This is a genomic window from Pectobacterium quasiaquaticum (genome assembly GCF_014946775.2).
Classification (GTDB): Bacteria; Pseudomonadota; Gammaproteobacteria; order Enterobacterales; family Enterobacteriaceae; genus Pectobacterium; species Pectobacterium aquaticum.
This window is the reverse complement of record NZ_CP065177.1, coordinates 4,437,968-4,463,037: the sequence shown is the minus strand read 5'-3', so window position 1 is coordinate 4,463,037 and position 25,070 is coordinate 4,437,968. Positions and strand designations below refer to the sequence as shown.

Sequence of the window (25,070 nt, the reverse complement as noted above, 5' to 3'; positions counted from 1 at the left end):
AGCGGGGTGAGATTGTTGGCGCTAACACTTTCTCACCCTCGATGGTATTTACCGCAGGCTTGTTTTGAAAAATTGCTCAAATTTCTCAAACGGTATTTTGCCTGCCTGATTGTCGTACAGGTCCACGTGATTGGCGCCCGGTATCACTACCAGCTCTTTACGCTTGCTGCCGACTAATTTGTAGGCATCTTCAGCAAAATAGCGCGAATGAGCTTGTTCACCGGTGACGACCAATGTCGGGATAGTAATTTCGCTCGCATAGCTCAGGAGCGGCATATTCATAAACGACAGCGGCATTGTCGCCTTCCACGCGCTTGTTGAGTTGACAGAGCGTTCATGGAAGCCGCGAGGTACACGATAGTAGTCAAAAAACTCTTTCAGTACCGGATGCGGATTTTCTGGCAGTGCTTCCGGCAATATACGGCTGGCAACCGTGGCCTTCCCGTCTTTATCAACATAAAGATCGTGCCCACCGGTCGCAAAGGTGCCACTTTCCGCATCTTTCCAACGCTGTTCGCTGAGGTATTGCAATACAGCACGGCGATCGGCTGTAGTATAGCGATCCTTACCGTCACCCACACCATGCCCCATCGCACGGCTCATATCGTACATCACACTGGTGGCTACCGCTTTCACGCGTGTATCCGCTGCTGCCGCATTTAACGCCATGCCGCCCCAGCCACAGATGCCCAGCAAGCCGATTCGGTTGCGGTCGACCTCTTTTTGCAGGCCAAGGAAATCAACGGCTGCACTGAAATCTTCAGTGTTGATGTCAGGCGAGGCAACGTTGCGTGGTTGGCCGCCGCTTTCACCGGTATAGGAAGGATCAAACGCCAGCGTGATAAAACCTTGATCAGCCAGCGTTTGTGCATATAAGCCGCTTGATTGCTCTTTCACTGCACCAAAAGGCCCACTCACAGCAATGGCGGCCAGCTTACGATCTCCCCGGTTTTTCGGGATGTAGAGATCGCCCACGAGAGTAATCCCGTAACGGTTCTGGAAGGTCACCTTACGGTGGTCGACGTTATTGCTTTGAGCAAACGTCTTATCCCATTGAGTCACCATGGAAACAGGCTGATTAGGATTGGCGTCTTGTGCATACGTCATAGTGGAAACTCCGGTTAATGCGACACTCAGTAACAAAGCAGACGCGATGGCTGTCAGCTTCTTAGGAAGGACATTCATGATAAATTTCCTTTAAAAACAGAGTATTGACTCAAGGTTGTTTGGTATGGGTCTGGTGGTTTTGTGACCCATGGGATTTATTTTAGTTAGAACAACCGGTGATGATTAGACGCTTAAATTAGATAACATTAATGTTCATATGTTATAAATCTTTGTAGTGACGCGCTCAAAAGCAATACCATTCCAGTCTGAACGTATAGGTGTGGATGAACATGACAGGCCGAGAAAACTATAACGATCTCTACGCGTTTATGCTGGTTGCGCGTGAAGGCAGCTTTACCAAAGCAGCAAGCATGCTTGGTTTGGCTCAGTCTGGTATCAGCCGCACAATACGCAATCTGGAAAATCGTCTGGGCGTGCAACTCCTAACGCGGACCACACGCAAGCTGTCGCTGACTCAAGCGGGTGAGCAACTTTACCGAACCACGGTAACCAGTTTTCAATCACTGGATATCGGCCTGACTACGCTTGCTCATTTTCGTGATACTCCTTCAGGCACCGTACGAATTAACGCCAGCCAGCACGCGATTGATAAGGTGCTGCTGCCCAAACTGGCGATATTCAGACAACGTTATCCCGATATTCGGCTGGAACTCATTAGTGAAAGTCGCTTTGTCGACATCATCAATGAACGGTTCGATGCAGGCGTACGGTTGGGTGGAGAAGTCGATGAAGGCATGATTGCCGTGCGCATTGCGCCTAGCATGGAGATGGTTGTCGTCGCAACACCAGACCACTTTTTCCATTACGGCTTTCCACAAACGCCAACCGATTTAGCGGTGCACCCTTGCATTGCCTATCAGTTTGCTGATGGCAGCCTTTACCAGTGGGAATTATGGCAGGAAGGCAATCAGATAAAACATAGGCCACAAGGGCAGTGGGTGTTTTCCGATAGCTACATGGAAGCCGAAGCGGCAAGACAGGGGCTAGGGCTGGCCTATGTTCCAGAGGAACTGGTAAGAGAAGATCTGGAGCGTGGCACGCTTATACGTGTACTGACACGTTATAGCCACCGTCTAGCCGAATTACACCTGTATTATCCCCATCGTAATGTGTCACCAGCCTTGAGAATGGTGATAGATACATTGCGGATATAAGCGAATTACATCAGGCAATAAACTCTCATTGATTTAAAAGCAATCGGCTCGGAATGATCTCTGAGCCGATTTTTAAGCGTTACTTTTTAAGGGTTATTTCAACGTCGCTTTCACGACGGCTGACAGCGGCGTGGTTGGGCGACCGATCAGGCGGCTCAGTTGCTTACCGTCATCAAACAGACCACCTTTAGATGCACCAGTGTCCGAATCCGCAATAATCTGCGCGAAACCCTCAGGTAGCCCGGCTGAAACCAGCGCAGCGGCAAACTCCGCTTCGGACAGATTTTGATAACCGATACTTTTTCCAGACTGTTTGCTGACTTCCGCTGCCAGCTCTGCCAGCGTGTAAGGTTCATCACCAGCCAGTTCGTAAACCTTACCAGCCTGCCCTTCCTGCGTCAGCACCACGACCGCAGCGGCAGCGAAGTCTTCACGGGTTGCAGACGTAATTTTGCCTTCACCCGCGCTACCGATAAACACACCGTGTTCCAGCGCCGCAGGGATGCTAGCCGCATAGTTTTCGGTATACCAGCCGTTGCGCAGCAGGACATGCGGTAAACCAGAATCCTTCAGCAACGTCTCCGTTTGACGGTGTTCTTCCGCCAGCGCCAGAGGAGACTTATCCGCGTGCAGCAGACTGGTATAAGCCACCAGTTTAACACCGGCTTTCACCGCCGCATCGATGACATTGCGGTGTTGTACCGCACGCTGACCCACTTCGCTCGAAGAGATCAGCAGCACGTTATCCACGCCTTGCAGCGCAGAAGCCAGCACTTCTGGCTGATTGTAATCTGCGGCTTTCACCTGCACGCCAAGCGCCGATAGATCGGTAACTTTGTTCACATCACGCACCAGCGCCACGATATCGTTCGCCGGAACCTTCTCTAACAGTTGTTTGATAACCAAACGGCCCAGTTGGCCGGATGCACCAGTAATAGCAATCATCTCAAGCTCCTTTTATTGACTGTCTTTTATTAACCGTCTTTTACTAACGGGTAGTGGCTGGCATAATAGCGGCAAAGCTAATTTTAAGTAAGTACATACATAAAGGTAAGTATAGTGAATCAATCCAAAACACCAGCAGATTTATTGCTACCCATTCTGCCAACTGGTGATGTCTTTGCTGAGAAATGTCCGTCTCGCCAGATACTTAACCACGTTACCAGTCGCTGGGGCGTGCTGATTTTGATCGCATTACTTGATGATACGCATCGCTTCAGCCAGTTGCGTCGACGGATTGGCGGCGTGAGCGAGCGCATGCTGGCGCAAACTCTGCAATGGCTGGAAAGTGATGGTTTTGTTCTGCGAACAGCCTATCCGGTTGTCCCGCCGCATGTTGAGTATAGCCTCACCCCATTAGGCAAAGAGGTTGGTGTGCGGGTAAAAGAGCTGGCGATATGGGTCGAAGGGAATCTGGACAAGATTATGGCGACGCAGCAGTCAGGCGAACAATCATCCATCGAATCATAATCAATGCGCCTTCTGAAAAGAGGTTCTGACTCAGGAAGCAGTGCGCTCGGGTAGCAGGCGGGAAATATCAGAGAAAATGGCTTTCCAGGTCTCGTCATCGACCGCCATAAAGCCAAAATAGCGCAGCAGGAATGCCCCTTCGGATGCCAGAAACGCCAGCCGGGCATCTCGCCCTTCCTGCGAATTCAGGTCAAGCTCGGCCAACTGGCTGTCATACCACGCCTGCGATCTAACAAGGTGCTCAGGCGTATTCAACAACGAGGCCATCATGCCCGCCGCTCGATCGCCTTCTGCGGCATCCGTCCGATAAGTGATGTCAACGTGCGCACGCACTCTGGCTTCCCGGCTATTATCCTCACCGATGCACACAGCGGCCATCTCATCAAACTCATCTTCCCAGCGCTGATACATCGCGTGAATCAGCTCATCTTTCGTCCCGAAACTCGACTGAATACCGCCTTTTGTCACACCCGCAGCTTTAGCGACCGCATCGATCGTCAGCGCAGCCGTTCCCTGGGTGCGGACAATCTGCTCCGCCGCATCCAACACGCACGCACGATTAATGCTCTTATGACGCCCCATATATCCCCCAATTTAAAATACGTTTGTATTTAAAAAGCAATTCTATATCATCAGAACGCTATCCGACAGATGAAAAAGAGAAGTTCAAGGTAGAGATCCTGCTATGCAATCACCAAAGAAGTGGCTGACCCTGGCCATTGTTTCCAGCGCCCTATTCCTGATTGTTATCGACATGACAGTGCTGTACACCGCACTCCCAACACTGACTCACGACCTGCACGCTACTGCATCGGAAAAGCTGTGGATCGTTAATATCTATGCGCTGGTTGCCTCCGGTTTACTGCTGGGGATGGGCACATTGGGCGATAAGCTGGGCCATAAACCTCTATTTATTTCTGGGCTGGTGGTCTTTGGTGCGGCGTCACTGTTTGCCGCTTATTCTCCTGCACCCAGTATGCTTATCGCTGCCCGTGCGCTGCTGGCAGTCGGAGCGGCGATGATGATGCCCGCCACACTGTCGATTATTCGTCTGACATTTACTGATGAACGGGAACGCGCACTGGCAATCGGTATCTGGGCTGCGGTCGCATCCGGCGGCGCAGCATTTGGCCCCGTGATGGGCGGGATACTGCTTGAGTACTTCTGGTGGGGATCGGTTTTCCTCATTAATGTACCGGTCGTTTTGCTTGCGCTCATCATGGGAATCACCGTGATTCCACACCGGCCGGGCAACGCCTCCCACCGCTGGGATTTCATCGGTTCTCTATTAATCATGGTGGGTTTGATTGGTATTACCTATGCCATCAAAGAGCTGGGCAAGCGGGTTCCGTCTTATGAGGATGCGCTAATCGCTCTGCTCATCGGCGTGACGTTCATTACCCTGTTTGTGCGGCGGCAGCGTAACAGCAAGCATCCCCTGATCGATTTCTCTCTCTTCCGCCTGCGGCCTTTCAGCGCGGCCGTGGCTGCCGCTATCGTGGCCGCAGCCGCTTTGATCGGCATGGAGCTGGCTTTCACCCAGCGATTGCAGTTAGTCGTCGGGCTGTCTCCACTACAGGCTGGGCTGTTCATTTTACCACTGTCACTGGCGTCCTTTATCGCTGGCCCGTTAACTGGAAAGATACTGCCACACGTGAATAGCGGGACAATGCTAGCCGCAGGTCTGTTGATTTCAGGGCTCGGAATGGGAAGCTATCTGCTGCTGCACAATGCGCCTACCATGATACAAATCATCAGCCTAACCGTTATTGGCGCAGGCGTGGGCTCCACCATGACGGCCGCATCCAGCACTATTATGCAGGTTGCGCCAGCGTCAAAAGCGGGTATGGCGGCGTCAATCGAAGAAGTGTCCTATGAGTTAGGGGGCGCTACGGGCGTGACGCTGATGGGCAGCTTGCTGTCTTTCGCTTATTCCGCAACGTTTATGCTGCCCGCTGGGTTTGCTGCACCGGATACCGCGTATGACAGTCTGGACGAAGCATTAATTTTTGCCGAATCCTTACCGGAAAATATGCGGCAGATGCTTACCACACAGGCCCATTCTGCCTTTGATTCGGGGTTTTCCATTGTGCTGGCCGCAGCCACGCTGATCCTGCTGCTGACCGCGGCCTTCGTCTGGACAACCCGCGATAATAAATCGCAATCCCGTAAAACGGCTGACACATAAAATAAGAAATCATGGTAAACCATATTAAAAACAAGGCTATAAACCACGAAGATATTACTTATCAGTAACATTACAACTTACTGAAACGATTCAATAATTTTATTAGTAACACGTGTGAGATTTAACATTAACCGACTTTTTACCTGCTCTATATCAAAGTCAGGGGGTTATCCAACTATTAGGATAAAGGCCACGATCGAGGGATCCAGAGTGGGAAAAGGTAATGAACCGATTTGTTATTGCCAGTACTCAAGACTGTATGGGGTGCCATGCATGCGAAATCGCCTGTGTCATTTCACACAATGACGAGCGTTATCCAGATAGCGCAGCGGTGTTTCAGCCCAGAATAAAAGCATTCAATACGCCAACGCTGCGGGCTGCCGTGACCTGCCGTCATTGTGAAGATGCCCCCTGCGCCAGCGTGTGCCCAACTCAGGCCTTGATCAGAAAAGACAATAGCATTCAGCTCGTTCAGGAAAAGTGCATCGGCTGCAAAAGCTGTGTACTGGCTTGCCCGTTCGGCGCGATGTCCATGGTGACAAGCCCTGTAGACAACAGCGCCATCGCCCACAAATGCGATCTCTGCGCCGATCGTCCAGAAGGGCAAGCGTGCGTAGAAGCCTGTCCAACTCAGGCCTTACAGCTCGTCAGCGAGCAAACGTTAGCAGCTCGCCGCCAGGAGAAACAGCAGGCAATGGCGCTGCGTTCCTCCGCTCACTGGCAGCGTGAAACGCCCGTGCTGAAAACGCTGACAACCCATCCGCTCAGCAAAAGAAAAAACTGGCCACGCCGGGATGCCGATAAAAAGCCGCTGACCCAGAGAACCTCCACGTTTGATGAAATCTATCATGGCTTCTCCATACAGCAGACAGAAGATCAGGCCGATCGCTGCCTTTCTTGCGGCAAACGCGCGATCTGCGAGTGGACCTGCCCGCTGCATAACAATATTCCCGAATTGCTGAGTCTGGCCAAACAAGGGCGGATTCTTGAAGCCGTAGAACTATCGCACCAAACTAGCAGCCTGCCGGAAATCTGTGGCCGAGTGTGCCCGCAGGATCGGCTATGCGAAGGAGCCTGTACGCTGGGTAAAGAGTACGGTGCGATTACCATCGGTAACGTTGAGCGCTACATTACCGACACTGCGATGGAAATGGGCTGGTCACCCGATATGACGCATGTTGTTCCCAGCGGCAAACGCGCGGCGATCGTCGGTGCTGGCCCAGCAGGGCTAGCCTGTGCCGATGTGCTAGCCCGCAATGGTGTGCAAGCCGTGGTGTTCGATCGTCACCCAGAAATTGGGGGACTACTCACGTTCGGGATTCCGTCATTCAAGCTGGATAAAGACGTCCTGATTCATCGTCGTGAAGTGTTCAGCGCCATGGGAATCGAGTTCCGGTTGAATACCGAAGTGGGGAAAGATATTTCTCTGGCTCAGTTGCTGGACGACTATGACACCGTGTTCCTCGGCGTAGGCACCTACCGCTCCATGAAGGCCAACATTGATAATGAAGAGGCTCCCGGCGTCTTCGATGCGCTACCGTTTCTAATCGCCAATACCAAACACGTCATGGGGCTACCGGAATTAGAGGATGAGCCTTATATCTCGATGGCGGGCAAACGCGTCGTGGTGCTCGGCGGTGGGGATACCGCGATGGACTGCCTGCGTACGTCCGTTCGGCAAGGCGCGGTATCCGTAACCTGCGCGTATCGCCGCGATGAAGCCAACATGCCCGGCTCGAAAAAAGAGGTGAAAAACTCCCGCGAAGAAGGCGTAGAGTTCCTTTTTAACGTCCAGCCGCAAAAAATCTGCCTCAATGAACAGGGCGAAGTATGCGGCATTAGTCTGATTCGCACCGAACTGGGCGAACCTGATGCCAGCGGCCGTCGTCGCCCGCGCCCGATTCCCGGTTCAGAATTCGTGCAGCCCGCGGAAGCCGTGATAACCGCATTTGGCTTTCAGTCACACAGCATGCCGTGGCTGGAAGACGCCGACATCGGTCTGGATAACTGGGGATACATCACCGCCCCGCTTGATAGTCAAATACCTTGCCAGACCAACCATCCGCGTATTTTTGCCGGTGGTGATGCCGTACGCGGTGCAGATCTGGTCGTGACCGCGATTGCCGACGGGCGAAAAGCCGCATTGGGCATGATTGCGACGATGGGGCTGACCGCCGCCACGGGTGCCATTCCCGCACACCCGCAGCGCCCTGAAATGAACGCAACCCGCGAGGAGCTCCGCTCATGAATCAATTTGTTATCGCCGAAGCAGAAAAATGTATCGGCTGCCGAACCTGTGAGATCGCCTGCGCGGTAGCCCATAGCGGGGGTCAAAGCGCACAACTGCGGCCTTCTCACTTCTTTCCCCGCCTGAAGGTCGTTAAAAGCGCCAGCGTCAGCGTTCCCGTTCTTTGCCGCCAGTGTGAGAACGCACCCTGTGCCAGCGTATGCCCGAATGACGCGCTGGTGCGCGATCGGGATAGCATTCAGGTTATTCAATCGCGCTGTATTGGCTGCAAAAGCTGCGTCGTCGCCTGTCCTTTCGGTGCCATCGACGTGGTGACAAAAACCTCGAATGACGAGGGAGAAACACACCTCATGCAAAGCGAGGTTCATAAATGTGATTTATGCGTGGATGTCGCCCAAAGCCCTTCCTGCGTTAGCGTGTGTCCAACATCGGCGCTGCGATTAGTGACAGAGGATGAGTTGCGCAAGCAGACGCTGGAAAAACAGCGGCGTTCCGCACTGGGGTGGTCAAGCCATTAAAACAGCTGGGAATGTGGCGGACAGGGAAGGATCGCCACAAAACACACGATGCAGAAAATTCGGTGTGCCTAATTAATAATTATCGCCGATTTATCCATCGATTTTTCTTTAGATCACATATTAGTCTGATAATATGCATCGGTAGTGCCTGATAGGTTCCCATCTTTTATCACGATCACGGAGTGAACAATGACCTGCCATTTTGTCAGGTGGACAAGCACGGAAGCGCTTCCTGACTTACAAAGACTGCCCGATAGACTCATCTCATCAACACAGAGTTTTTCAGCCAAACGCCGAGAGCGTTACCTGAAAAGTCGAGTGCTGCTGGCTGAGATGATGTTCTATTTTTTCGGCTATCCGCTGTTGCCCACGCTACTCGTGTCCCCTGAAGGACGCCCTTATTTTGCTGATCCTAATATGCCCAATTTCAGCATCGGCTATGCAGGCAATACGATTGCCATCCTACTGAGTGAAGAAGGCAGCGTCGGTATGGATATCGAAATCGTTCATGTCAGGCCAACGAATCAGGTCGTCCCACAGATGCAGGCGCAGACACAGGCCGAACAGGCGTGGATCGACGCGCAGCGCGATCCGCTGGAAGCGGCAACACAACTCTGTACCATCCGCCAGTCATTGATGAAGATCCCTGGCGTGAACAGCCAACCTCCCAATAACCTGAAACTCCACCCCGCCTCTGGTAGGCTGCGCTCAACCTGCATCCCGGCAGTAGAAGTGATGAGCGATGTTGATGATTACCTTGCCTGGGCCTGCGCCCATATCCCCACGCTTAACCGATTAATCATGTGGAAATACACGTCGGCAACGGGTATGAGAAAGTCGGGAGAAATACTACAGCAGCAGCGCCAGTCTGTACGCTATATGAAATTAATCAGCCATACGATAGAAAAAGCCACCTCTACCGCCTCACAGTAGCCAGCCGCCTTGTCGCAGGCTGAGGCTCCGGGAAAGCCCCGGAGCCACGAACACATTAATGCCCGTCGATAAACACAATTTTCAGCAGGAACAGCAGCGCAACCACGACCACGCAAGGGCTGATTTCACGCCAGCGACCCGTCGCCAGCTTCATCACACAGTAAGAAATGAAGCCCAGCGCGATCCCTTCAGTGATAGAGAAGCTGAACGGCATCATCACCGCGGTAATAAAGGCCGGTACGGCTTCCGTCAAGTCATCCCACTTCACACGCGCCAAGCTGGACGTCATCAATACGCCCACGTAAATCAGTGCGCCCGCGGCCGCATAGGCAGGCACCATCCCCGCCAACGGCGACAGGAAGATCACCAGCAGGAACAGCAGGCCTACAACCACAGCCGTCAGGCCGGTACGTCCACCCACAGATACGCCAGAAGAGCTTTCAATATACGCGGTAACGGATGACGTTCCGATAAACGAACCGGCCACAGAGCTGATGCTATCAACATACAGCGCCTGCTTCATGCGCGGGAACTTACCGCGAGCATCAACCAGACCGGCTTTATCCGTCACGCCAATCAGCGTACCGGAGGAGTCAAACAGGTTAACCAGCATGAAGGAGAAAATAATGCCAGACATCCCGAGGTTCAGCGCCCCGGCCAGATCGACCTGACCCACCACCGACATGACGCTCGGCGGCATGGAGAACACGCCAGAATACGTCACATCGCCCAGCAGCAGGCCAATCGAGGTAGTCACCACGATGGAGATCAGTACCGCAGCATGAATATTACGTGAAGCCAGCGCGACAATAATGAAAAAGCCCAGAGCGCCCAACAGCACGCTGTGTGACGTCAGGTTACCAATCGTCACCAGCGTTTCAGGGTTAGGAACGATAATGCCGGCGTTTTTCAGGCCCATCATGGCAATGAACAACCCGATACCGCTGGCGATACCCAAACGCAGGCTAAGCGGGATATTGGCGATCATCCAATAGCGAATCTGGAAGATAGTCAGCAACAGGAAACCGATTGCGCCCCAGAAAATAGCCCCCATCGCAACCTGCCATGGCAGCCCCATCGCACCGACAACGACAAAGGCGAAAAATGCATTCAGCCCCATTGCCGGAGCCAGTGCCACAGGCAGGTTAGCCAGCAGCCCCATCAAAATGCTGCCGAACGCCGCAATCAGACAGGTGGTCACAAAGACCGCTTTGGTATCCATCCCCGCCACACCCAGAATCTGCGGGTTAACAAAAACGATGTAAACCATCGTCAAAAACGTCGTGAAACCGGCAATCGTTTCCGTACGTGCTGTCGTGCCGTGTTGTTTAAGTTTAAACACGCGCTCCAGCAGGCCTTGCTCGGTAGCAAGACCGGGTTGTGATTTATTCATGAGTAACAATCCAAAGAAGGGAATAACTGTCGTCGGGTATCCTATAACAAAATGCGGCGTTTTTACGTTGATCCCACGTTTTTTTTCATCGAATAAGAAGAACCTATTAACGTCATCGTTTTCTCTCGGTTAAATCCCCCCGATTTTACGCAAGATAGCGCTAAAAATGATTTATATACTCTAAATACTTCGAGTTTCAGGAAGGCGGCAAGGGAAGGAATCCCGATGAGCTTACTTAGGTAAGTGATTCGGGTGACTGACAAATCTGCCTTGGCAGATTTGAACGCTGCTTGCAGCGGCCCCAACGGGGCGAGGTGCACGCCAGTGCATCGAGTAACGCAGCCAACGCACATGCAACTTGAAGTATGACGAGTATAGGTCGCAATATTGGGTCAATTGGTTAAAGTAAGGACTTCATCTTTTATTTCATCGATAAGGATTGGTCATGCCCCGTATTGAATGCGTCTTCTTCGACTGTGATGGCACGCTGGTTGATAGCGAAGTGCTGTGTTGCCAGGCTTATGTGAATATCTTCATCCCGTATGGGGTGAACTTATCGCTGGAGGAGGTGATAAAAACCTACAAGGGCGTGAAGCTGTACGAGATTATTGCCCGCATCAGCCAGCAGCATGGCTTAACCGTATCGGTAGACGATGCGGAGCGTCATTTCCGGCAAGAGGTGAAACGTCTGTTCGATGAATTCCTGCAACCTATCGAGGGCGCACGTGAGTTAGTGCAGTCGATTACTGTCCCGATGGCAGTGGTGTCCAATGGTCCGGTCAGCAAGATGCAGCATTCGCTCGGCCTGACGCATATGCTCGATCTGTTTGGCGACCATCTCTACAGCGGCTACGATCTGAAAAAATGGAAGCCCGATCCAGCAGTACTGTATCACGCCGCCGAGCAGTTACAGCTTCCTATCGAGCACTGCATTCTGGTTGAAGATTCCGCCGCTGGCGTACAGGCTGGCATCGCTGCGGGCATTCCCGTGTTCTATTACTGCGCCGATCCCCACAACCAGCCAATCCATCACCCGCTGGTCACGATGTTCGACGATATGCGCGAACTGCCGCAAATCTGGCGTGAAAAAGGCTGGAATATCACGGCGTAGTAGCAAAGGCGAACTTAAGGTTGCTGAAAAAGGTCGGCGTTTTCGTTCTGCAAATAAGTTTGTCGATAATCTGCATCCTCAGGCTGGCTTATTCCGCCACCATAGCAGACGGCGCTTCGGCTGCTTTTCCTGCTGGCTAAAACGGGCATTAACCCCGTTCGCCAGCAGCTCCAGCGACAGACAAAACACGAAGTAGACCAGCGCGACAAACAGGAAAACTTCCATCGGGTAGACCATGCTGCGGTTATTGACCTGCGTAGCGAGAAACGTCAGTTCGCCGACGCCAACAATGTAGGCCAGCGACGTATCTTTAATCAGGGAAATCCACTGATTAATGAAAGAAGGCACCATCATCCTCAGCGCCTGCGGCAGGACAATCTGCCACAACACCTGCCAGCGGCTTAAGCCCAATGAGAGTCCGGCCTGCCACTGACCGCGCCCAATGGCGACAATGCCTGCCTTCACGCCATGTGCCAGATACGCCGAGGCGATCAGCGCCAGCGCGCACACCACGGTCGTAATTTCTGGGATATCGACGCCAAAAACGATCGGCAGCAGGAAGTAGGTCCAGAAAATCAGCATGATGACGGGAATCGCACGGAAGAACCCCAGCAACATCGCCAACAGCGCACTCCACCATCCCCGGGACATCGCCAGCGCCACGCCCAAAATCGTACCCAAGATGGCAGAGGCTATACCTGCCAGCAGGCTCATCACCAGCGTCAACGCCGCGCCGCCCAGCGGGCCATCCGGAAACGTGCCCCACATCAAATAGTCGATGTTATCGGTGATAACGGTAAAATCCATCTTAGTGTCTCTCCGCCAGACTACGCTGCTGACGCCACATGCCCCAGCCTTCCATCACCGCAATAATCACGATGTACAACACCGTCGCCACACCAAAGGCCTGAAACGTACGCAGGGTTTCCGTCTCTACCTGACGCGACGCGTAAGACAATTCAGCAACGCCAATTGCCATCGTCAACGACGAGTTCTTAACGATATTCATGTATTGACCAAGCAGCGGCGGTAGGGCGATTTTTAGCGCCTGCGGCAATACCACATAACGCATGGATTGCCAGCCGGTTAATCCCAGAGCATGCGCCGCGTACTTCTGCCCGCATGCTACACCGCGAACACCGGAGCGGATTTCCTCCGCAATAAACGCGCTGGAGTAAAGCGTCAGCCCTGCTAATCCGGCTAAAAACTCAAAAGAAGGCCACGCTAACGTCATGCCCAACAGCGAAATAACATGCGGAGTGTTCAGCCATTGCATCATCGCTGAGGGAAAAAGCTGTCCGGCACCGAAATACCAGAAAAACAGCTGCACCAGCAGCGGTGTATTACGAAATAGCGAGCTATACGCCACCACAATGCCGCGCAGCACATGAATCTGGCTGTCTCTGGCTGCCGCCAGCAGAAAACCCAACACTGTAGACAGAACGATCGTACTCAGGGAAAGACCCAGCGTGATCAGGAAACCGTGCCACAGCCAGATGAGGTATTGAGGAGCTAACAGCCACGACTCAAGCGATTGCAGCGCCATATCCATGCGTTTTATCTCTCTTTTTCATTATTGCGAGGTACAAATAGAAATGCCCTCTGCATGCAGAGGGCTAAGATCATCGCACTGAAGGTGTGAGCGATCAGGATTTAGGTTGCTGATCCAACGGGGCAAAGGTGAAGTCGCCACGCGGCTGAGCCGATTTCGTGCTTGGCCCAAACCAGCGATCGTAGATCGTCTTCGCTTCACCCTGTTTTTCCAGGTTGATCAGCGTGTCGTTAATTTTCGCCGTCAGGCGCTCTTCGCCCTTCGGAATCCCGACGCCCTGATACTCTTTAGTAATACTAAACGGAGATATTTCAAACTCCGCCTTCTGGGCATCAGGTACGTTAGCCAGCAAACCGACCAACTTGGCATCATCCTGCGTGATAGCCTGAACGTTACCGTTACGCAGCGCGGCGAAGGCCAGCGGCGTATCGTCGTAGGAAATCACTTTAGCCGTCGGGTAATGCTCGCGTAGGGTAATTTCCTGCACGGTGCCTTTATCCGCGCCAATACGCAGCGTTTTGATGTCTTCCGGCGTTTTCAGCACGCCTTTACGGGCGATGAATTTTTGCCCGGTTGCGAAGTAAGGAATACTAAAGTTAACCTGCTTGGCACGCTCATCGGTAATGGTGAAGTTCGCGGCGATCAGATCGACTTTCTGCGAGCTTAACAAAGGAATACGGTTCGCTGGGTTGGTCGCGCGCAGCTCCACCTTCACGCCCAACGCCTTACCAATCGCCTCGGCGATATCCACGTCATAGCCCACCAGTTTTTTGCTCTGCGGATCGACATAGCCAAACGGCGGATTGCTGTCGAAGACGGCAATTTTCACGATGCCCGCCTTCTGAATATCATCTAATTTATCGGCCTGTGCAGCACCAGAAACGGAAGCCAACCCGGCCAATAACGTCACTGTCAAAATCTGCTTTTTCATTCCCTGCCCCTTAATATTGCTGTATTAACAGCAGGCTATCAGCAGGGCGAAAACGCGGGAAATAACATAAATAGCTATAATATAACCTTATGTTACTTCGCTATTCTGGCAGATTATCCTGACGATTCAACGCACCTTGTCAGCGTATGCTGACAGAATAAACCAGGTCATCATCCCCCCAATTAGCCCCCAGAATGCCGCGCCGATTCCCCACAGCGTCAACCCAGAGACGGTGATCAGGAAAGTAACAACCGCAGCATCGCGCTGCTTTTCATCCAGCAACGCGCGGTACAGGCTGCCTGAAATCGTGCTGAGCAGTGCCAAACCGGCGATAGCGTGAATCAGCGGCTGCGGTAGCGCCGTGAAAAGCTGCCCGATCGATCCACCGAAAACGCCCGACAGCAGATAAAAGCTACCGGCAGCGACGGCGGCAAGGTAGCGTTTCTTCGGATCGGGATGCACATCCGGCCCCATACAGATCGCGGCGGTAATCGCGGCGATACACACGGAAAAACCACCGAATGGCGTCAAAATCAGCGCGATTAATGCCGTAACGGTAATCAGCGGTGAGATAGGAACCTGATAGCCCGCCGCTTTCAGCGTGGCAACGCCTGGTGCGTTCTGCGATGCCATCGTGACAATAAAAAACGGAATGCCAACGCCCAGCAGAGACGCCCACGAAAAATGCGGCGTAATGAGTTCCGGTACAGCGAACACCAGCGGCGAATCAGAGACGGCAATTTGCCCACGCAATAGGGCCAGCAGCAGGCCAGCAAGCAGCGTCAGCACAATGGCAAAGCGCGGCAGCAGCCGACGGCTGAGCAAATAGGTTACGCACATCGCAAAAGCTAGCCAGAAATCCTGTTGCAGGGAAAGAAAGGCATTTGCGCCAAAGTGCAGCAAAATCCCCGCCAACATCGCGGCAGAAATAGCCTGCGGAATGACGTTCATCAGTCGGGCAAAGAGACCTGTGATCCCACAGATAAAGATAAGCGTGGAGGCAAACAGGAACACGCCGATTGCCTCATTGAGCGACGTACCCGGCAGGCTGGTGACCAACAGCGCTGCCCCCGGCGTTGACCAGGCCGCCAGTATCGGCGCACGGTAGTATAGCGACAGACTAATCGACGCCAACCCTTGGGCAATCCCCAGCATGCTTAACCAGCCGCCGATCTGCACCGCACTGGCACCCGCCGCTTCCGCTGCCTGAAAAATGATAGCGGCTGAACTGGTGTAGCCCACCAGCACCGCAACAAAACCAGCAATGAGGGTCGAAAAGGTGACATCTTTTAGCGCAAATGACGCAGGCATGGTATACCTTCACTCTTGTCGTGCGCTATAACGCACAGAAAGCGTTAACATAACAGCGTGCGCTATAACGCACAAGCAGGAGCCGATATTGATGTCTGAGGAGCTAACCCGCCGTATTGGCAATACATTGAAAACGTTAAGACAAGAGAAAGGCTGGAGCCTCACACGGGCGGCAGAAGAGACGGGCGTAAGCAAAGCAATGCTCGGCCAGATCGAGCGCGGTGAATCCAGCCCGACGGTCGCCACGCTGTGGAAAATTGCGACCGGCATGAATGTGGCGTTCTCTACCTTTATTGAACCGACGCTCGTAGATGAAGACGTGACCTATCGCTCAGGTGCGGGATCGGCATTCAGGGAGGATGAGGCGGGAATGCACGTGGTTCCCCTCTTCCCCTTCGACGAAAAACTGCGTTTTGATATGTTGGTTATTGAGCTGACGGCGGGTGCCAGCAGCACCTCATCGGCGCATGATAACGGGGTGATCGAGCATATTATTGTGCTGGAGGGACAGTTGGAGATGACCGTTGATGGACAGACGCATTTGCTGTCCGCCGGAGATGCTCTACGCTTTGCCGCCGACAGAGAACACCGCTACCACAACCCTGCCGATACCACGGCGCGCTTCAACGATTTGATTCACTATCCTGATAAAAAATAACGCCCTGCAAGCAGGGCGTTATCACGATAAGCACAAAAACTGGCTTACTCTTCTTCTTTCTTATCTTTCTGCGCCAGCAGCTTTTCCAGCGCATCGCCACCCAGGTGACGGAAATCCTGACCTTTGACGAAGTAGAAGATAAATTCGCAGATATTCTGGCAACGGTCACCGATACGCTCGATAGAACGGGCGCAGAACAGTGCGGTCAGTACGCTTGGGATAGTGCGAGGATCTTCCATCATGTGGGTCATCAGTTGACGCACAATCCCTTCGTACTCTTTATCCACTTTTTTGTCTTCGCGATAAATACGAATCGCTTCGTCCAGATCCATGCGGGCAAACGCATCCAGCACGTCATGTAGCATCTGCACGGTGTGGCGCCCTAATGACTCCAGACTCACCAGCAACGGCTGATGCTGATGAGAGAATTTCTCCAGCGCGGTGCGACAGATTTTATCAGCCACGTCACCGATACGTTCCAGCTCGGAGATGGTTTTGATGATCGCCATCACCAGACGCAGATCGCTGGCGGTAGGCTGGCGCTTCGCAATAATGCGCACGCAGGCTTCATCAATCGCCACTTCCATCATGTTAACTTTGGCGTCGCCTTCAATCACCTGCTGAGCCAGATTCGCGTCCTGATTATGCATCGCGGTAATCGCGTCACTCAGTTGTTGCTCCACCAGCCCGCCCATGGTCAGGACCTGCGTGCGGATGTGTTCCAGTTCGGCGTTAAACTGACCGGAAATGTGTTTGTTCAGATTCAGATTATCCATGATGCTTCCCTAATCAACCGTAACGGCCGGTGATGTAATCTTCAGTCTGTTTCTGCCTTGGGGCAGTAAACAGGGTATCAGTATCGCTGAACTCAATCAGCTCACCCAAATACATGAACGCCGTATGATCTGAACAACGCGCTGCCTGCTGCATGTTGTGCGTCACGATGACCACGGTGTAGTCTTTTTTCAGCTCGGAGATCAGTTCTTCAATGCGGCCAGTAGAAATCGGGTCAAGCGCAGAACAAGGTTCATCCAACAGCAAGACATCTGGGCGAATCGCGATACCACGCGCAATACATAAACGCTGCTGTTGACCACCAGACAGGCTATATCCACTCTGGTGCAGCTTATCTTTCGTCTCTTGCCACAGCGCGGCCTTGGTCAGCGCCCACTGAACGCGTTCATCCATATCGGCACGAGACAGCTTTTCAAACAGACGTACACCAAACGCGATGTTATCGTAAATGGACATCGGGAACGGCGTCGGCTTCTGGAACACCATGCCGACTTTGGCACGCAGCAGCGCGATATCTTGCTTATCCGTCAGGATGTTATTGCCATCCAGCAGGATATCGCCTTCGGCGCGCTGCTCAGGATAGAGCTGGTACATTTTGTTCAGCGTACGCAGCAGCGTGGATTTACCACAGCCGGATGGGCCGATAAACGCGGTAACCTGATTCGCGGCAATATCCAGCGTAATGTTTTTCAACGCATGGAATTTTCCGTAATAGAAATTCAGATCGCGTACCTGGATTTTGTTGGATGTCTCAGTAGCCATACTCATCAAGACTTCTCTCTTTTTCCTGGCGCTGCCAGGCAGCACCTTGAATTTATTTAATGTTTCTCAGAAAACGACGCTTTCTTAGCGAATTAGTGCTTCTTGGCAGAGAAAATAACGCGCGCCAGAATATTCAGCAGCAGCACGCACATCGTAATCAGCAGTACCCCTGCCCAGGCCAGCTGTTGCCACTCCACAAACGGGCTCATGGCAAACTTAAATATGGTGACCGGCAGGTTAGCAATCGGATGCATCATATCCGTGCTCCAGAACTGATTCGACAGAGACGTAAACAGCAACGGTGCGGTTTCCCCAGCGATACGTGCGATGGCCAGCAATACCCCAGTGATAATGCCCGATACCGATGCCTTCAGCGTAATCGCAGAAATCATTTTCCATTTCGGCGTACCCAGTGCATAAGCCGCTTCGCGCAGGCTATCCGGTACCAGTTTAAGCATGTTCTCGGTGGTACGAATCACAATCGGCACCTGCAACAACGCCAGCGCAATTACGCCTGCCCAGCCGGAGAAGTGCTGCATTTTTGCCACCACCAGCGTGTAGACAAACAGCCCCACCACAATCGACGGTGCTGACAGCAAAATGTCGTTGATGAAACGAATCACTTCGGCGATCCAGGATTTACGACCGTATTCCGCCAGATAGATACCCGCCATAATCCCCAGCGGCGTCCCCAGCAGCGTCGCCCACAGGATCAGCAATCCACTCCCGACGATAGCATTCGCCAACCCGCCACCCGCTGTATTCGGCGGCGGCGTCATTTCGGTAAACAGCGCCAGAGACATGCCATCCACGCCTCGGGTCACGGTCGAAAACAGGATCCAGACCAGCCAGAACAGGCCAAACACCATCGTGGACATGGATAAAAACAGCGCAATGCGGTTTTTCTGGCGGCGCCAGGCCTGCATTTTACGCCGCGAACGCTCCAGTGCAGCGTCTTGCTCTATGCCTAATATAGCCATTAGCGCGTCCCCTCATTTTTAGCCAGACGCATAACCATCAGCTTTGAACATGCCAGAACAATAAAGGTAATCACAAACAGAATCAGCCCTAACTCCATCAGCGCCGCCGTGTGCAGTCCGGATTCGGCTTCGGCGAATTCGTTCGCCAGCGCAGAGGTAATACTATTGCCTGGCATATACAACGACGCGCTGTCGAGCTGGTAGGTGTTACCGATGATAAAGGTCACCGCCATGGTTTCCCCCAGGGCACGCCCCAGTCCCAACATCACCCCGCCGATCACGCCGTTTTTGGTATAAGGCAGCACAATGCGCCAGATGACTTCCCACGTTGTACAGCCAATACCGTAGGCAGACTCTTTCATCATCACCGGCGTTTGCTCAAACACATCACGCATCACCGCCGCAATGTACGGGATAATCATGATGGCCAGAATGACGCCAGCCGCCAGAATACCAATCCCGAATGCTGGGCCGGAGAACAGCGAGCCAACAATAGGAATACCGGACAGGACGTTGCCTATCGGTTGTTGGAAGTATTTGGCAAACAGGGGAGCAAAAATAAACAGCCCCCACATGCCGTAAACGATACTCGGAATGGCCGCCAGCAATTCAATCGCCACGCCAAGCGGACGCTTCAACCAGGTTGGTGCCAATTCGGTTAGAAATAGCGCAATCCCAAAGCTAATCGGGATTGCAATAATCAATGCAATCAGTGAGGTCACGACAGTACCGTAAATCGGAACCAGTGCACCAAACTGTTCTGCGGGCGCGTCCCACTCTTTCGTCCACAAGAAGGCAAAACCGAACTTCTCGATGCTGGGCCAGGACGCCACCATCAGGGAAACAATGATGCCACCCAATAGCAGTAGCGTGACCAGCGCCGCCAGTTTTACCAGCGTGCTGAAGAGGATATCGCCATACTTTCCCGGGGCTTTGATAGTTGGCTTGTACTCCGCCATACGTCTCTCTTCTCGTTTTAACTACATTTGATAAACTGTTGAAGGCAGAGAGGTTGCTATCACCTCTCCGCCCCGATACGACTTGTTATTCCACTACGTATTTCCCAGAACCTGACAACCTCATCATGCTCTGGTTATCAACACGACGTGTCGATACACTAATTAGTACAGTGCTTTGCCGCTGCTGTCTTTTACCTGAGTTTTCCAGGCTGCACGGATTTGCTCAACCACTTCTTTTGGCAGCGTGGCGTAATCCAGCGCTTCGGCTTGCTCACCGCCTTTCTTGAACGCCCAGTCGAAGAATTTCAACACTTCAGCGCCCTGCTCAGGTTTTTCCTGTTTGGTGTGAACCAGGATGAACGTGGTTGAGGTGATCGGCCATGCGTCAGCGCCTTTCTGGTTAGTCAGGTCTTGAGCGAAAGACTTGCTCCAGTCGATCTCTTTGGCTGCGTTGCTGAAGCTTGCGCCAGTCGGGCTAACCGATTTGCCATCGGCAGAAATCAGTTTGGTGTAAGTCAGGTTGTTCTGCTTCGCATACGCGTATTCTACGTAACCGATAGAACCAGGCAGACGCTGTACGAAGGCCGCGATACCATCATTACCTTTACCGCCCAGGCCGATCGGCCAGTTCACGGTAGAACCTGCACCAATCTTCTCTTTCCACTCTGGGTTCACTTTTGCCAGGTAGCTAGTGAATACGAAAGACGTACCAGAACCGTCAGCACGACGAACCACAGCAATGTCCTGATCCGGCAGTTTGGCATTCGGGTTCAGTTTAGTGATTGCTGGGTCGTTCCATTTTTTGATGTTACCTAGGTAAATGTCACCCAGCGTTTTACCATCCAGCGTCAATTCGCCAGATTTGATACCAGGAACGTTCACTGCCAACACCACACCACCGATAATGGTTGGGAACTGGAATAAACCATCCTGTGTTAATTTGTCGTCAGCCAGAGGCGCGTCAGAAGCACCAAAGTCGACCGTTTTAGCGATAATCTGTTTTACACCGCCAGAAGAACCGATGCCTTGATAGTTAACTTTATTACCCGTTTCTTTTTGATAGGAGTCAGCCCATTTGGCATAAACAGGCGCAGGGAATGTCGCACCGGCACCGGTGAGGTTAGCAGCAGCTAAAGCAGAAAATGCCGTCAGAGAAAAGGTTGCCGCAACAACACTGGCAAGAGTGGTACGCATCAGTTTCATAATCCCTCCTGTGGGATACTCAAACGTGTCGACGTAACGTCGTTATCTATCAGAGTTATCAAATCAGAATGTAGTTCGCAGGAGGAAAAATAGGACAATTTGGTGACAGTAAAATGTACGCAATATGACAGTTTTATGACAATAGCGCAGAGTGCAGGAAAATTCAGCCATCACCAGCCAGAACAGGCGTTCTGACTGGTGGAGTATATACCCTAAATAATTCGAGTGGCAGGAAGGCGGCAACCGCATGACAAATCGGTTCTAACCGATTTGAACAGCGCTAGCGCTGGCCCGAAGGGTGAGCTTCATTTATGAAGCTCATTAATCCCCAGGAGCATACACAAGTAAGTGACTGGGGTGAGTAAGAGAAGCCAACGCACATGCAGCTTGAAGTATGACGGGTAGATCGGTTAGTGAGTCTGGCTATGGCTAAGTAATTTGTAAATCGTATCAGGCTTATAGCTATCACCCTGATAATAAATCGCCCAGTCGGTGACTCGCGATATATCAACGGAATACACACCACCCTCCTGCATATCCTCAACGTAGAATGGATGATTGATTAAGGTTCCCGTCACTACGGTGTCATGTATTTTTTCGGGTATAAATCACATGTGCTCGCGCTCTTCTCCCTCACCGTCGGTTTATAGACGATTGTTCAAGAAGGAGACTTCAACGCCGGTAAAGGAACGCTAATGCTAATGTCGGCCAAGCTTGCCTCGTTATATTTTACATTCCCCACAATTATTTCATTCGGCACTGCGTCGCCCCAGGTTTTCATTGACTCCAACACATCGCGTAAACCTTCTCCCAGCGGAGTGAGTTCGTAAACAACGCGCGGCGGTGTTTCTGCATAGGCAGTGCGAGTGACCAATCCGTGCGCCTCAAATCTTTTCAGCCGATGAGTCAGGGTATGCGCACTTATGCCTGGCAGGGCATCTCGTAGTTGCGTGAAACGCTGGGGGCCAAGGAGCAATTGCCGCACAATTAAGGTCGCCCATGGTCCATCAAGAAGGACTAAAAACCGAGCGACTCCACAGCAGGGAACTTTATTTTCATTCATGGCAAAACATCTCTAATAGTGCATTTGACGTAACCTATCTTAACACAGCACTATTAATAGTCTGTTTATTTAACCATAGAGGTGTTTATGACATACGTAGTTCACGGCGCAACTGGCGCACAAGGATCCCCCCTGTTTAGAAAGTTGGTGACTGAAGGGAAAAATGTAACGGCTGCGATAAGGCATCCACAAAATCTTGAATCGGGTTCAGCCATAGCGGTGGATCTCACGTCCGTTCAATCCTTAGTTGCGGCGTACTTGGGTGCGAAAGGCGTTTTTATCCATTTGCCATTAGGGCCTGAAAGCCTGCGCCTGCAATATGCACAAAATATCGCAGAGGCAGTTGGGCTTGCCCGCCCCAAACGGGTGGTAATTTCTACTAGCGGATGGGCATTGGGTTATTCAGAGGATAAAAGTGCGTTAGCCGAATTGATCCGTGGAGTTGAAGCAACAGGCGTCTCTAGCGCGATAATTGCGCCACGTTTATATCTCGAAAATTTGCTGTTGCCGATAGTGATTGAGGCAGTGAAAACTGAAGGCGTTCTCCCTTATCCACTACGAGCAGATTACCCAGTTTCCTGGTGTTCGCATCTGGATGTTGCTGATGTCGCAGCGGCACTTTTGATGAGCGATGCGATCACAGGCGTCGTTGAGATTGGTCAGTTACCGGCTGTTACTGGTGATGAACTTGCGAAATCATTCACTAATCATTTGGGGCGAGAAGTCAGTTATACGAGTTTGACTCCGAAAGAATTTGGAGAGCGCTTGGCAGTATTGTTTGGTGCGGCGGTAGCGGCTGACGTTGTTGCAGGTTACGAAGCAAAAGCGCTAACCAAAGATTCTGCAATCAATGTAAAAATAAGTGCGCAGCAACTATTGAGTATTAATCCGCGCACAGTCGAACAGTGGTTAGTTGATATTGGCGTGTAAAAAGTTATCGCCTTTCATCACTAACACATGAAGAAACTGCCCCCAGTCTTGCGACGCAGTGGATGAAAATCAGGTCAGATTGGGAGAGTCAAAGCCTGTTGAGTTCGATGATTATTAAGATTTTCTAATTATTGAAAATTGAACAGGGGTCATAAATTTGGTTCATCGCACTTTACTGGGGAACGCTGCTTTTATCTTCATAAAAAAGTAGTCGTTATCCCAGTATCTGTATGCCATCCGTTTTATCACGTTGATCCTGTTGTTCATTCCATCAAGTACGCTGGTATTCAGACGATGCGTGGCACTCGCGATTATGCCGCTAACGTAACCCTCCAGCTTATCAGCGAACTGCTGCAACGCCTGATGCCACTTTCCTGTGCCTGCCTGTACCACTCATTCCAGCGACGCTGCGCAATGCCTTTATCCGAGGCATACCACCGCTCGTCATGGACAGCACAGTATCTGCAGCCACATAGACGACAGGATAGTGCAAAACTGGGGTCAGGCCGGAGCGTAATAAGCAGAGCATCCGGAGCAGGATGAGTGAAAGAATCAACAGTGAAACTTTCCCAAAAGAGGGAAGAAATATTAGCATTCACAGTAGACGGCGGTTGAGTGGCTGGTTGGTGTTTTGACGAATACAAAACTAGCCACTTTTACCGCCGTTTTCTATTGGTTCACGCTTAACCGCCATGAACCAATAAAAAGGCTCGCTCGTCGAACAATCTAGTTATGAACGTACAGTCTGCTGATTTACTGGTTATCACGGGACTGAAGCCATTCCTCATGGATCCGCCGAACCTTCACCCACAATTCCTTAAGTGATTCGTCGGGAACATTTTCGAAAGTTAGGGCAAATTCCTCGCTCAGTACCTCCAGCCATTCCGGTAGAGACTCCGAGGTATGAGTCGTCACGATACTCCCGTCAGTTTGTGTTAAAACGCAACCTCGCATTATCGTTTTACCGTTCGGCTTTAGAAGTTGTGCAGTGACAACTTTTGCATATCCAGATTCCGGAGAGTGCACATTAAAATGATGTCGGTCTAAGAAATCATCCATGTTAGCCGGCTGGTCAGCCATACTTACACCTGCAATCCAGCACGATGGGTCTGCCGTGAGATGCCAGTCGCCAACGCCATCCTCGCCTACTTCCTCCATTCCGAACTGCATCAAACCCTGGTGACGCGTAGCATTCATAAGAGGCATCTGTTTATGCAGCGCATCGCCAAGGCCAACATCCACCCACCAGCGACCATTGGGATTACTTTCGCATGGTATCCCCTCGGCGATGATTACAACGTGATTTTCCAGCTTTTTCAGCTCAGCACCTTCAGTCCCATGGACGTTGGCGGGGTTTATGCTTACGTTATAACCAAGGTGTGTGAGTAGTTTATGTAAGCCACCATTGAGCTGAAAACAGTAACCGCCTCGCCGCGTTGTTGCTGCTCTCTTGAAACTTTCTATAGGGTCAATTCCCCAGCCCTGTGCGAGGTGGATCCAGAAAGTTTCGTACGGTATCCGCTCAACGTGAGCTTGATGCAATCGGGTAAGTGCTTGTAGGGACGGCGGTTCGGCATCAAGACCAAGGCGGTCTAGGTAGGCTGTTACTAAGTCATTCATGTTAATTTCATTTTCCTGGGTGGGTGAAATAGTGTTTGGCAGTCGAGTTTGTTCAGTGCATAAGCTGTGAGTCATACATTCGGGCTTGAATAAGGCGTAAGTCCCAGCGGCGAGCCAACCGTCTTTGTAAGCACAGGGCTTGCGCAATGCAACCCTATAGACT

The 25,070-nt window shown here is 52.0% G+C and carries 24 protein-coding genes and 2 pseudogenes; 9 read left to right on the top strand and 17 right to left on the bottom strand.

Annotated elements, in window-relative coordinates:
- Positions 1–48 precede the first annotated feature (48 nt).
- Positions 49–1,185 (bottom strand): alpha/beta hydrolase, encoded by a 1,137-nt coding sequence (locus IG609_RS20395; RefSeq protein WP_193397263.1) that lies wholly within the window; start codon positions 1,183–1,185, stop codon positions 49–51.
- 212 nt (positions 1,186–1,397) lie between these two features.
- Between IG609_RS20395 and IG609_RS20390 the strand changes: the two genes are divergently transcribed.
- Positions 1,398–2,282: a LysR family transcriptional regulator gene (locus IG609_RS20390; RefSeq protein WP_193397264.1), complete on the top strand. Its 885-nt coding sequence runs from the start codon at positions 1,398–1,400 to the stop codon at positions 2,280–2,282.
- A gap of 93 nt (positions 2,283–2,375) precedes the next feature.
- Here IG609_RS20390 and IG609_RS20385 read toward each other — a convergent pair whose 3' ends face one another.
- Positions 2,376–3,227 (bottom strand): SDR family oxidoreductase, encoded by an 852-nt coding sequence (locus IG609_RS20385; protein ID WP_193397265.1) that lies wholly within the window; start codon positions 3,225–3,227, stop codon positions 2,376–2,378.
- A gap of 114 nt (positions 3,228–3,341) precedes the next feature.
- Here IG609_RS20385 and IG609_RS20380 point away from each other — a divergent pair, with 114 nt between their 5' ends.
- A complete protein-coding gene (locus IG609_RS20380; RefSeq protein ID WP_193397266.1) occupies positions 3,342–3,752 on the top strand; it encodes a winged helix-turn-helix transcriptional regulator in 411 nt (136 codons plus the stop codon).
- A gap of 30 nt (positions 3,753–3,782) precedes the next feature.
- On the opposite strand, the gene IG609_RS20375 is transcribed toward IG609_RS20380, so the two are convergent.
- Positions 3,783–4,334, bottom strand: coding sequence for a TetR/AcrR family transcriptional regulator (locus tag IG609_RS20375; RefSeq protein ID WP_193397267.1), 552 nt, complete (start codon positions 4,332–4,334; stop codon positions 3,783–3,785).
- 103 nt (positions 4,335–4,437) lie between these two features.
- Between IG609_RS20375 and IG609_RS20370 the strand changes: the two genes are divergently transcribed.
- The 4 genes from IG609_RS20370 (at position 4,438) to IG609_RS20355 (ending at position 9,639) form a co-directional block, all read left to right on the top strand.
- The gene (locus IG609_RS20370) at positions 4,438–5,940 is read left to right on the top strand and encodes an MFS transporter (RefSeq protein WP_193397268.1); all 1,503 of its coding nucleotides are present in this window, start codon (positions 4,438–4,440) and stop codon (positions 5,938–5,940) included.
- Between the two features lie 223 nt (positions 5,941–6,163).
- Positions 6,164–8,188: a formate-dependent uric acid utilization protein AegA gene (aegA, locus tag IG609_RS20365; protein ID WP_193397269.1), complete on the top strand. Its 2,025-nt coding sequence runs from the start codon at positions 6,164–6,166 to the stop codon at positions 8,186–8,188.
- A complete protein-coding gene (locus IG609_RS20360) occupies positions 8,185–8,706 on the top strand; it encodes a 4Fe-4S dicluster domain-containing protein (RefSeq protein WP_102117976.1) in 522 nt (173 codons plus the stop codon). Before aegA ends, IG609_RS20360 begins: the two co-directional genes overlap by 4 nt.
- 189 nt (positions 8,707–8,895) lie before the next feature.
- Positions 8,896–9,639 (top strand): 4'-phosphopantetheinyl transferase family protein, encoded by a 744-nt coding sequence (locus IG609_RS20355; RefSeq protein WP_102117977.1) that lies wholly within the window; start codon positions 8,896–8,898, stop codon positions 9,637–9,639.
- Positions 9,640–9,694: 55 nt separating this feature from the next.
- Here IG609_RS20355 and IG609_RS20350 read toward each other — a convergent pair whose 3' ends face one another.
- On the bottom strand, positions 9,695–11,032 hold the full coding sequence (locus IG609_RS20350; protein WP_039487851.1) for an NCS2 family permease: 1,338 nt from the start codon (positions 11,030–11,032) through the stop codon (positions 9,695–9,697).
- Between the two features lie 445 nt (positions 11,033–11,477).
- On the opposite strand from IG609_RS20350, the gene yieH reads away from it, so the two are divergent.
- The gene (gene yieH, locus IG609_RS20345) at positions 11,478–12,143 is read left to right on the top strand and encodes a 6-phosphogluconate phosphatase (protein ID WP_010681428.1); all 666 of its coding nucleotides are present in this window, start codon (positions 11,478–11,480) and stop codon (positions 12,141–12,143) included.
- A 78-nt stretch (positions 12,144–12,221) separates the two neighbouring features.
- Here yieH and IG609_RS20340 read toward each other — a convergent pair whose 3' ends face one another.
- The 4 genes from IG609_RS20340 to IG609_RS20325 all read right to left on the bottom strand — a co-directional run bounded on the left by IG609_RS20340 (position 12,222) and on the right by IG609_RS20325 (position 15,937).
- Positions 12,222–12,950 carry an amino acid ABC transporter permease gene (locus IG609_RS20340; protein WP_193397270.1) on the bottom strand — a complete coding sequence of 243 codons (729 nt, stop codon included), beginning with the start codon at positions 12,948–12,950 and terminating at the stop codon, positions 12,222–12,224.
- A 1-nt stretch (position 12,951) separates the two neighbouring features.
- A complete protein-coding gene (locus tag IG609_RS20335; protein ID WP_404825836.1) occupies positions 12,952–13,689 on the bottom strand; it encodes an amino acid ABC transporter permease in 738 nt (245 codons plus the stop codon).
- 100 nt (positions 13,690–13,789) lie between these two features.
- Positions 13,790–14,626 carry an ABC transporter substrate-binding protein gene (locus IG609_RS20330; RefSeq protein ID WP_193397272.1) on the bottom strand — a complete coding sequence of 279 codons (837 nt, stop codon included), beginning with the start codon at positions 14,624–14,626 and terminating at the stop codon, positions 13,790–13,792.
- 126 nt (positions 14,627–14,752) lie between these two features.
- Positions 14,753–15,937: a benzoate/H(+) symporter BenE family transporter gene (locus IG609_RS20325; RefSeq protein ID WP_193397273.1), complete on the bottom strand. Its 1,185-nt coding sequence runs from the start codon at positions 15,935–15,937 to the stop codon at positions 14,753–14,755.
- 91 nt (positions 15,938–16,028) lie between these two features.
- Here IG609_RS20325 and IG609_RS20320 point away from each other — a divergent pair, with 91 nt between their 5' ends.
- Complete coding sequence (locus IG609_RS20320; protein WP_193397274.1) at positions 16,029–16,595, top strand: helix-turn-helix domain-containing protein; 567 nt, start codon at positions 16,029–16,031, stop codon at positions 16,593–16,595.
- A 44-nt stretch (positions 16,596–16,639) separates the two neighbouring features.
- On the opposite strand, the gene phoU is transcribed toward IG609_RS20320, so the two are convergent.
- From phoU to IG609_RS20285, 7 genes and pseudogenes are all read right to left on the bottom strand, one after another.
- Positions 16,640–17,371 carry a phosphate signaling complex protein PhoU gene (phoU, locus tag IG609_RS20315; RefSeq protein WP_095993276.1) on the bottom strand — a complete coding sequence of 244 codons (732 nt, stop codon included), beginning with the start codon at positions 17,369–17,371 and terminating at the stop codon, positions 16,640–16,642.
- Between the two features lie 13 nt (positions 17,372–17,384).
- Positions 17,385–18,158: a phosphate ABC transporter ATP-binding protein PstB gene (gene pstB / locus IG609_RS20310; RefSeq protein WP_010681437.1), complete on the bottom strand. Its 774-nt coding sequence runs from the start codon at positions 18,156–18,158 to the stop codon at positions 17,385–17,387.
- Between the two features lie 86 nt (positions 18,159–18,244).
- Positions 18,245–19,132: a phosphate ABC transporter permease PstA gene (gene pstA / locus IG609_RS20305; RefSeq protein WP_180787263.1), complete on the bottom strand. Its 888-nt coding sequence runs from the start codon at positions 19,130–19,132 to the stop codon at positions 18,245–18,247.
- Positions 19,132–20,091, bottom strand: a complete 960-nt coding sequence (gene pstC, locus IG609_RS20300; RefSeq protein WP_180787264.1) for a phosphate ABC transporter permease PstC — start codon at positions 20,089–20,091, stop codon at positions 19,132–19,134. Before pstC ends, pstA begins: the two co-directional genes overlap by 1 nt.
- A gap of 162 nt (positions 20,092–20,253) precedes the next feature.
- The gene (gene pstS / locus IG609_RS20295; RefSeq protein ID WP_193397275.1) at positions 20,254–21,294 is read right to left on the bottom strand and encodes a phosphate ABC transporter substrate-binding protein PstS; all 1,041 of its coding nucleotides are present in this window, start codon (positions 21,292–21,294) and stop codon (positions 20,254–20,256) included.
- Between the two features lie 410 nt (positions 21,295–21,704).
- A pseudogene (locus IG609_RS20535) lies at positions 21,705–21,929 on the bottom strand (DUF2314 domain-containing protein); the annotation flags it as partial.
- Between the two features lie 23 nt (positions 21,930–21,952).
- Positions 21,953–22,357: a winged helix-turn-helix transcriptional regulator gene (locus IG609_RS20285; protein WP_193398801.1), complete on the bottom strand. Its 405-nt coding sequence runs from the start codon at positions 22,355–22,357 to the stop codon at positions 21,953–21,955.
- Between the two features lie 87 nt (positions 22,358–22,444).
- Here IG609_RS20285 and IG609_RS20280 point away from each other — a divergent pair, with 87 nt between their 5' ends.
- Positions 22,445–23,287: an SDR family oxidoreductase gene (locus IG609_RS20280; RefSeq protein ID WP_193398800.1), complete on the top strand. Its 843-nt coding sequence runs from the start codon at positions 22,445–22,447 to the stop codon at positions 23,285–23,287.
- 162 nt (positions 23,288–23,449) lie between these two features.
- Here IG609_RS20280 and IG609_RS20690 read toward each other — a convergent pair.
- Both IG609_RS20690 and IG609_RS20275 read right to left on the bottom strand, forming a co-directional pair.
- Positions 23,450–23,679 (bottom strand): annotated as a pseudogene (locus IG609_RS20690) (transposase); the annotation flags it as partial.
- A gap of 361 nt (positions 23,680–24,040) precedes the next feature.
- The gene (locus tag IG609_RS20275) at positions 24,041–24,907 is read right to left on the bottom strand and encodes an arylamine N-acetyltransferase family protein (RefSeq protein ID WP_193398799.1); all 867 of its coding nucleotides are present in this window, start codon (positions 24,905–24,907) and stop codon (positions 24,041–24,043) included.
- Between the last annotated feature and the right edge of the window lie 163 nt (positions 24,908–25,070).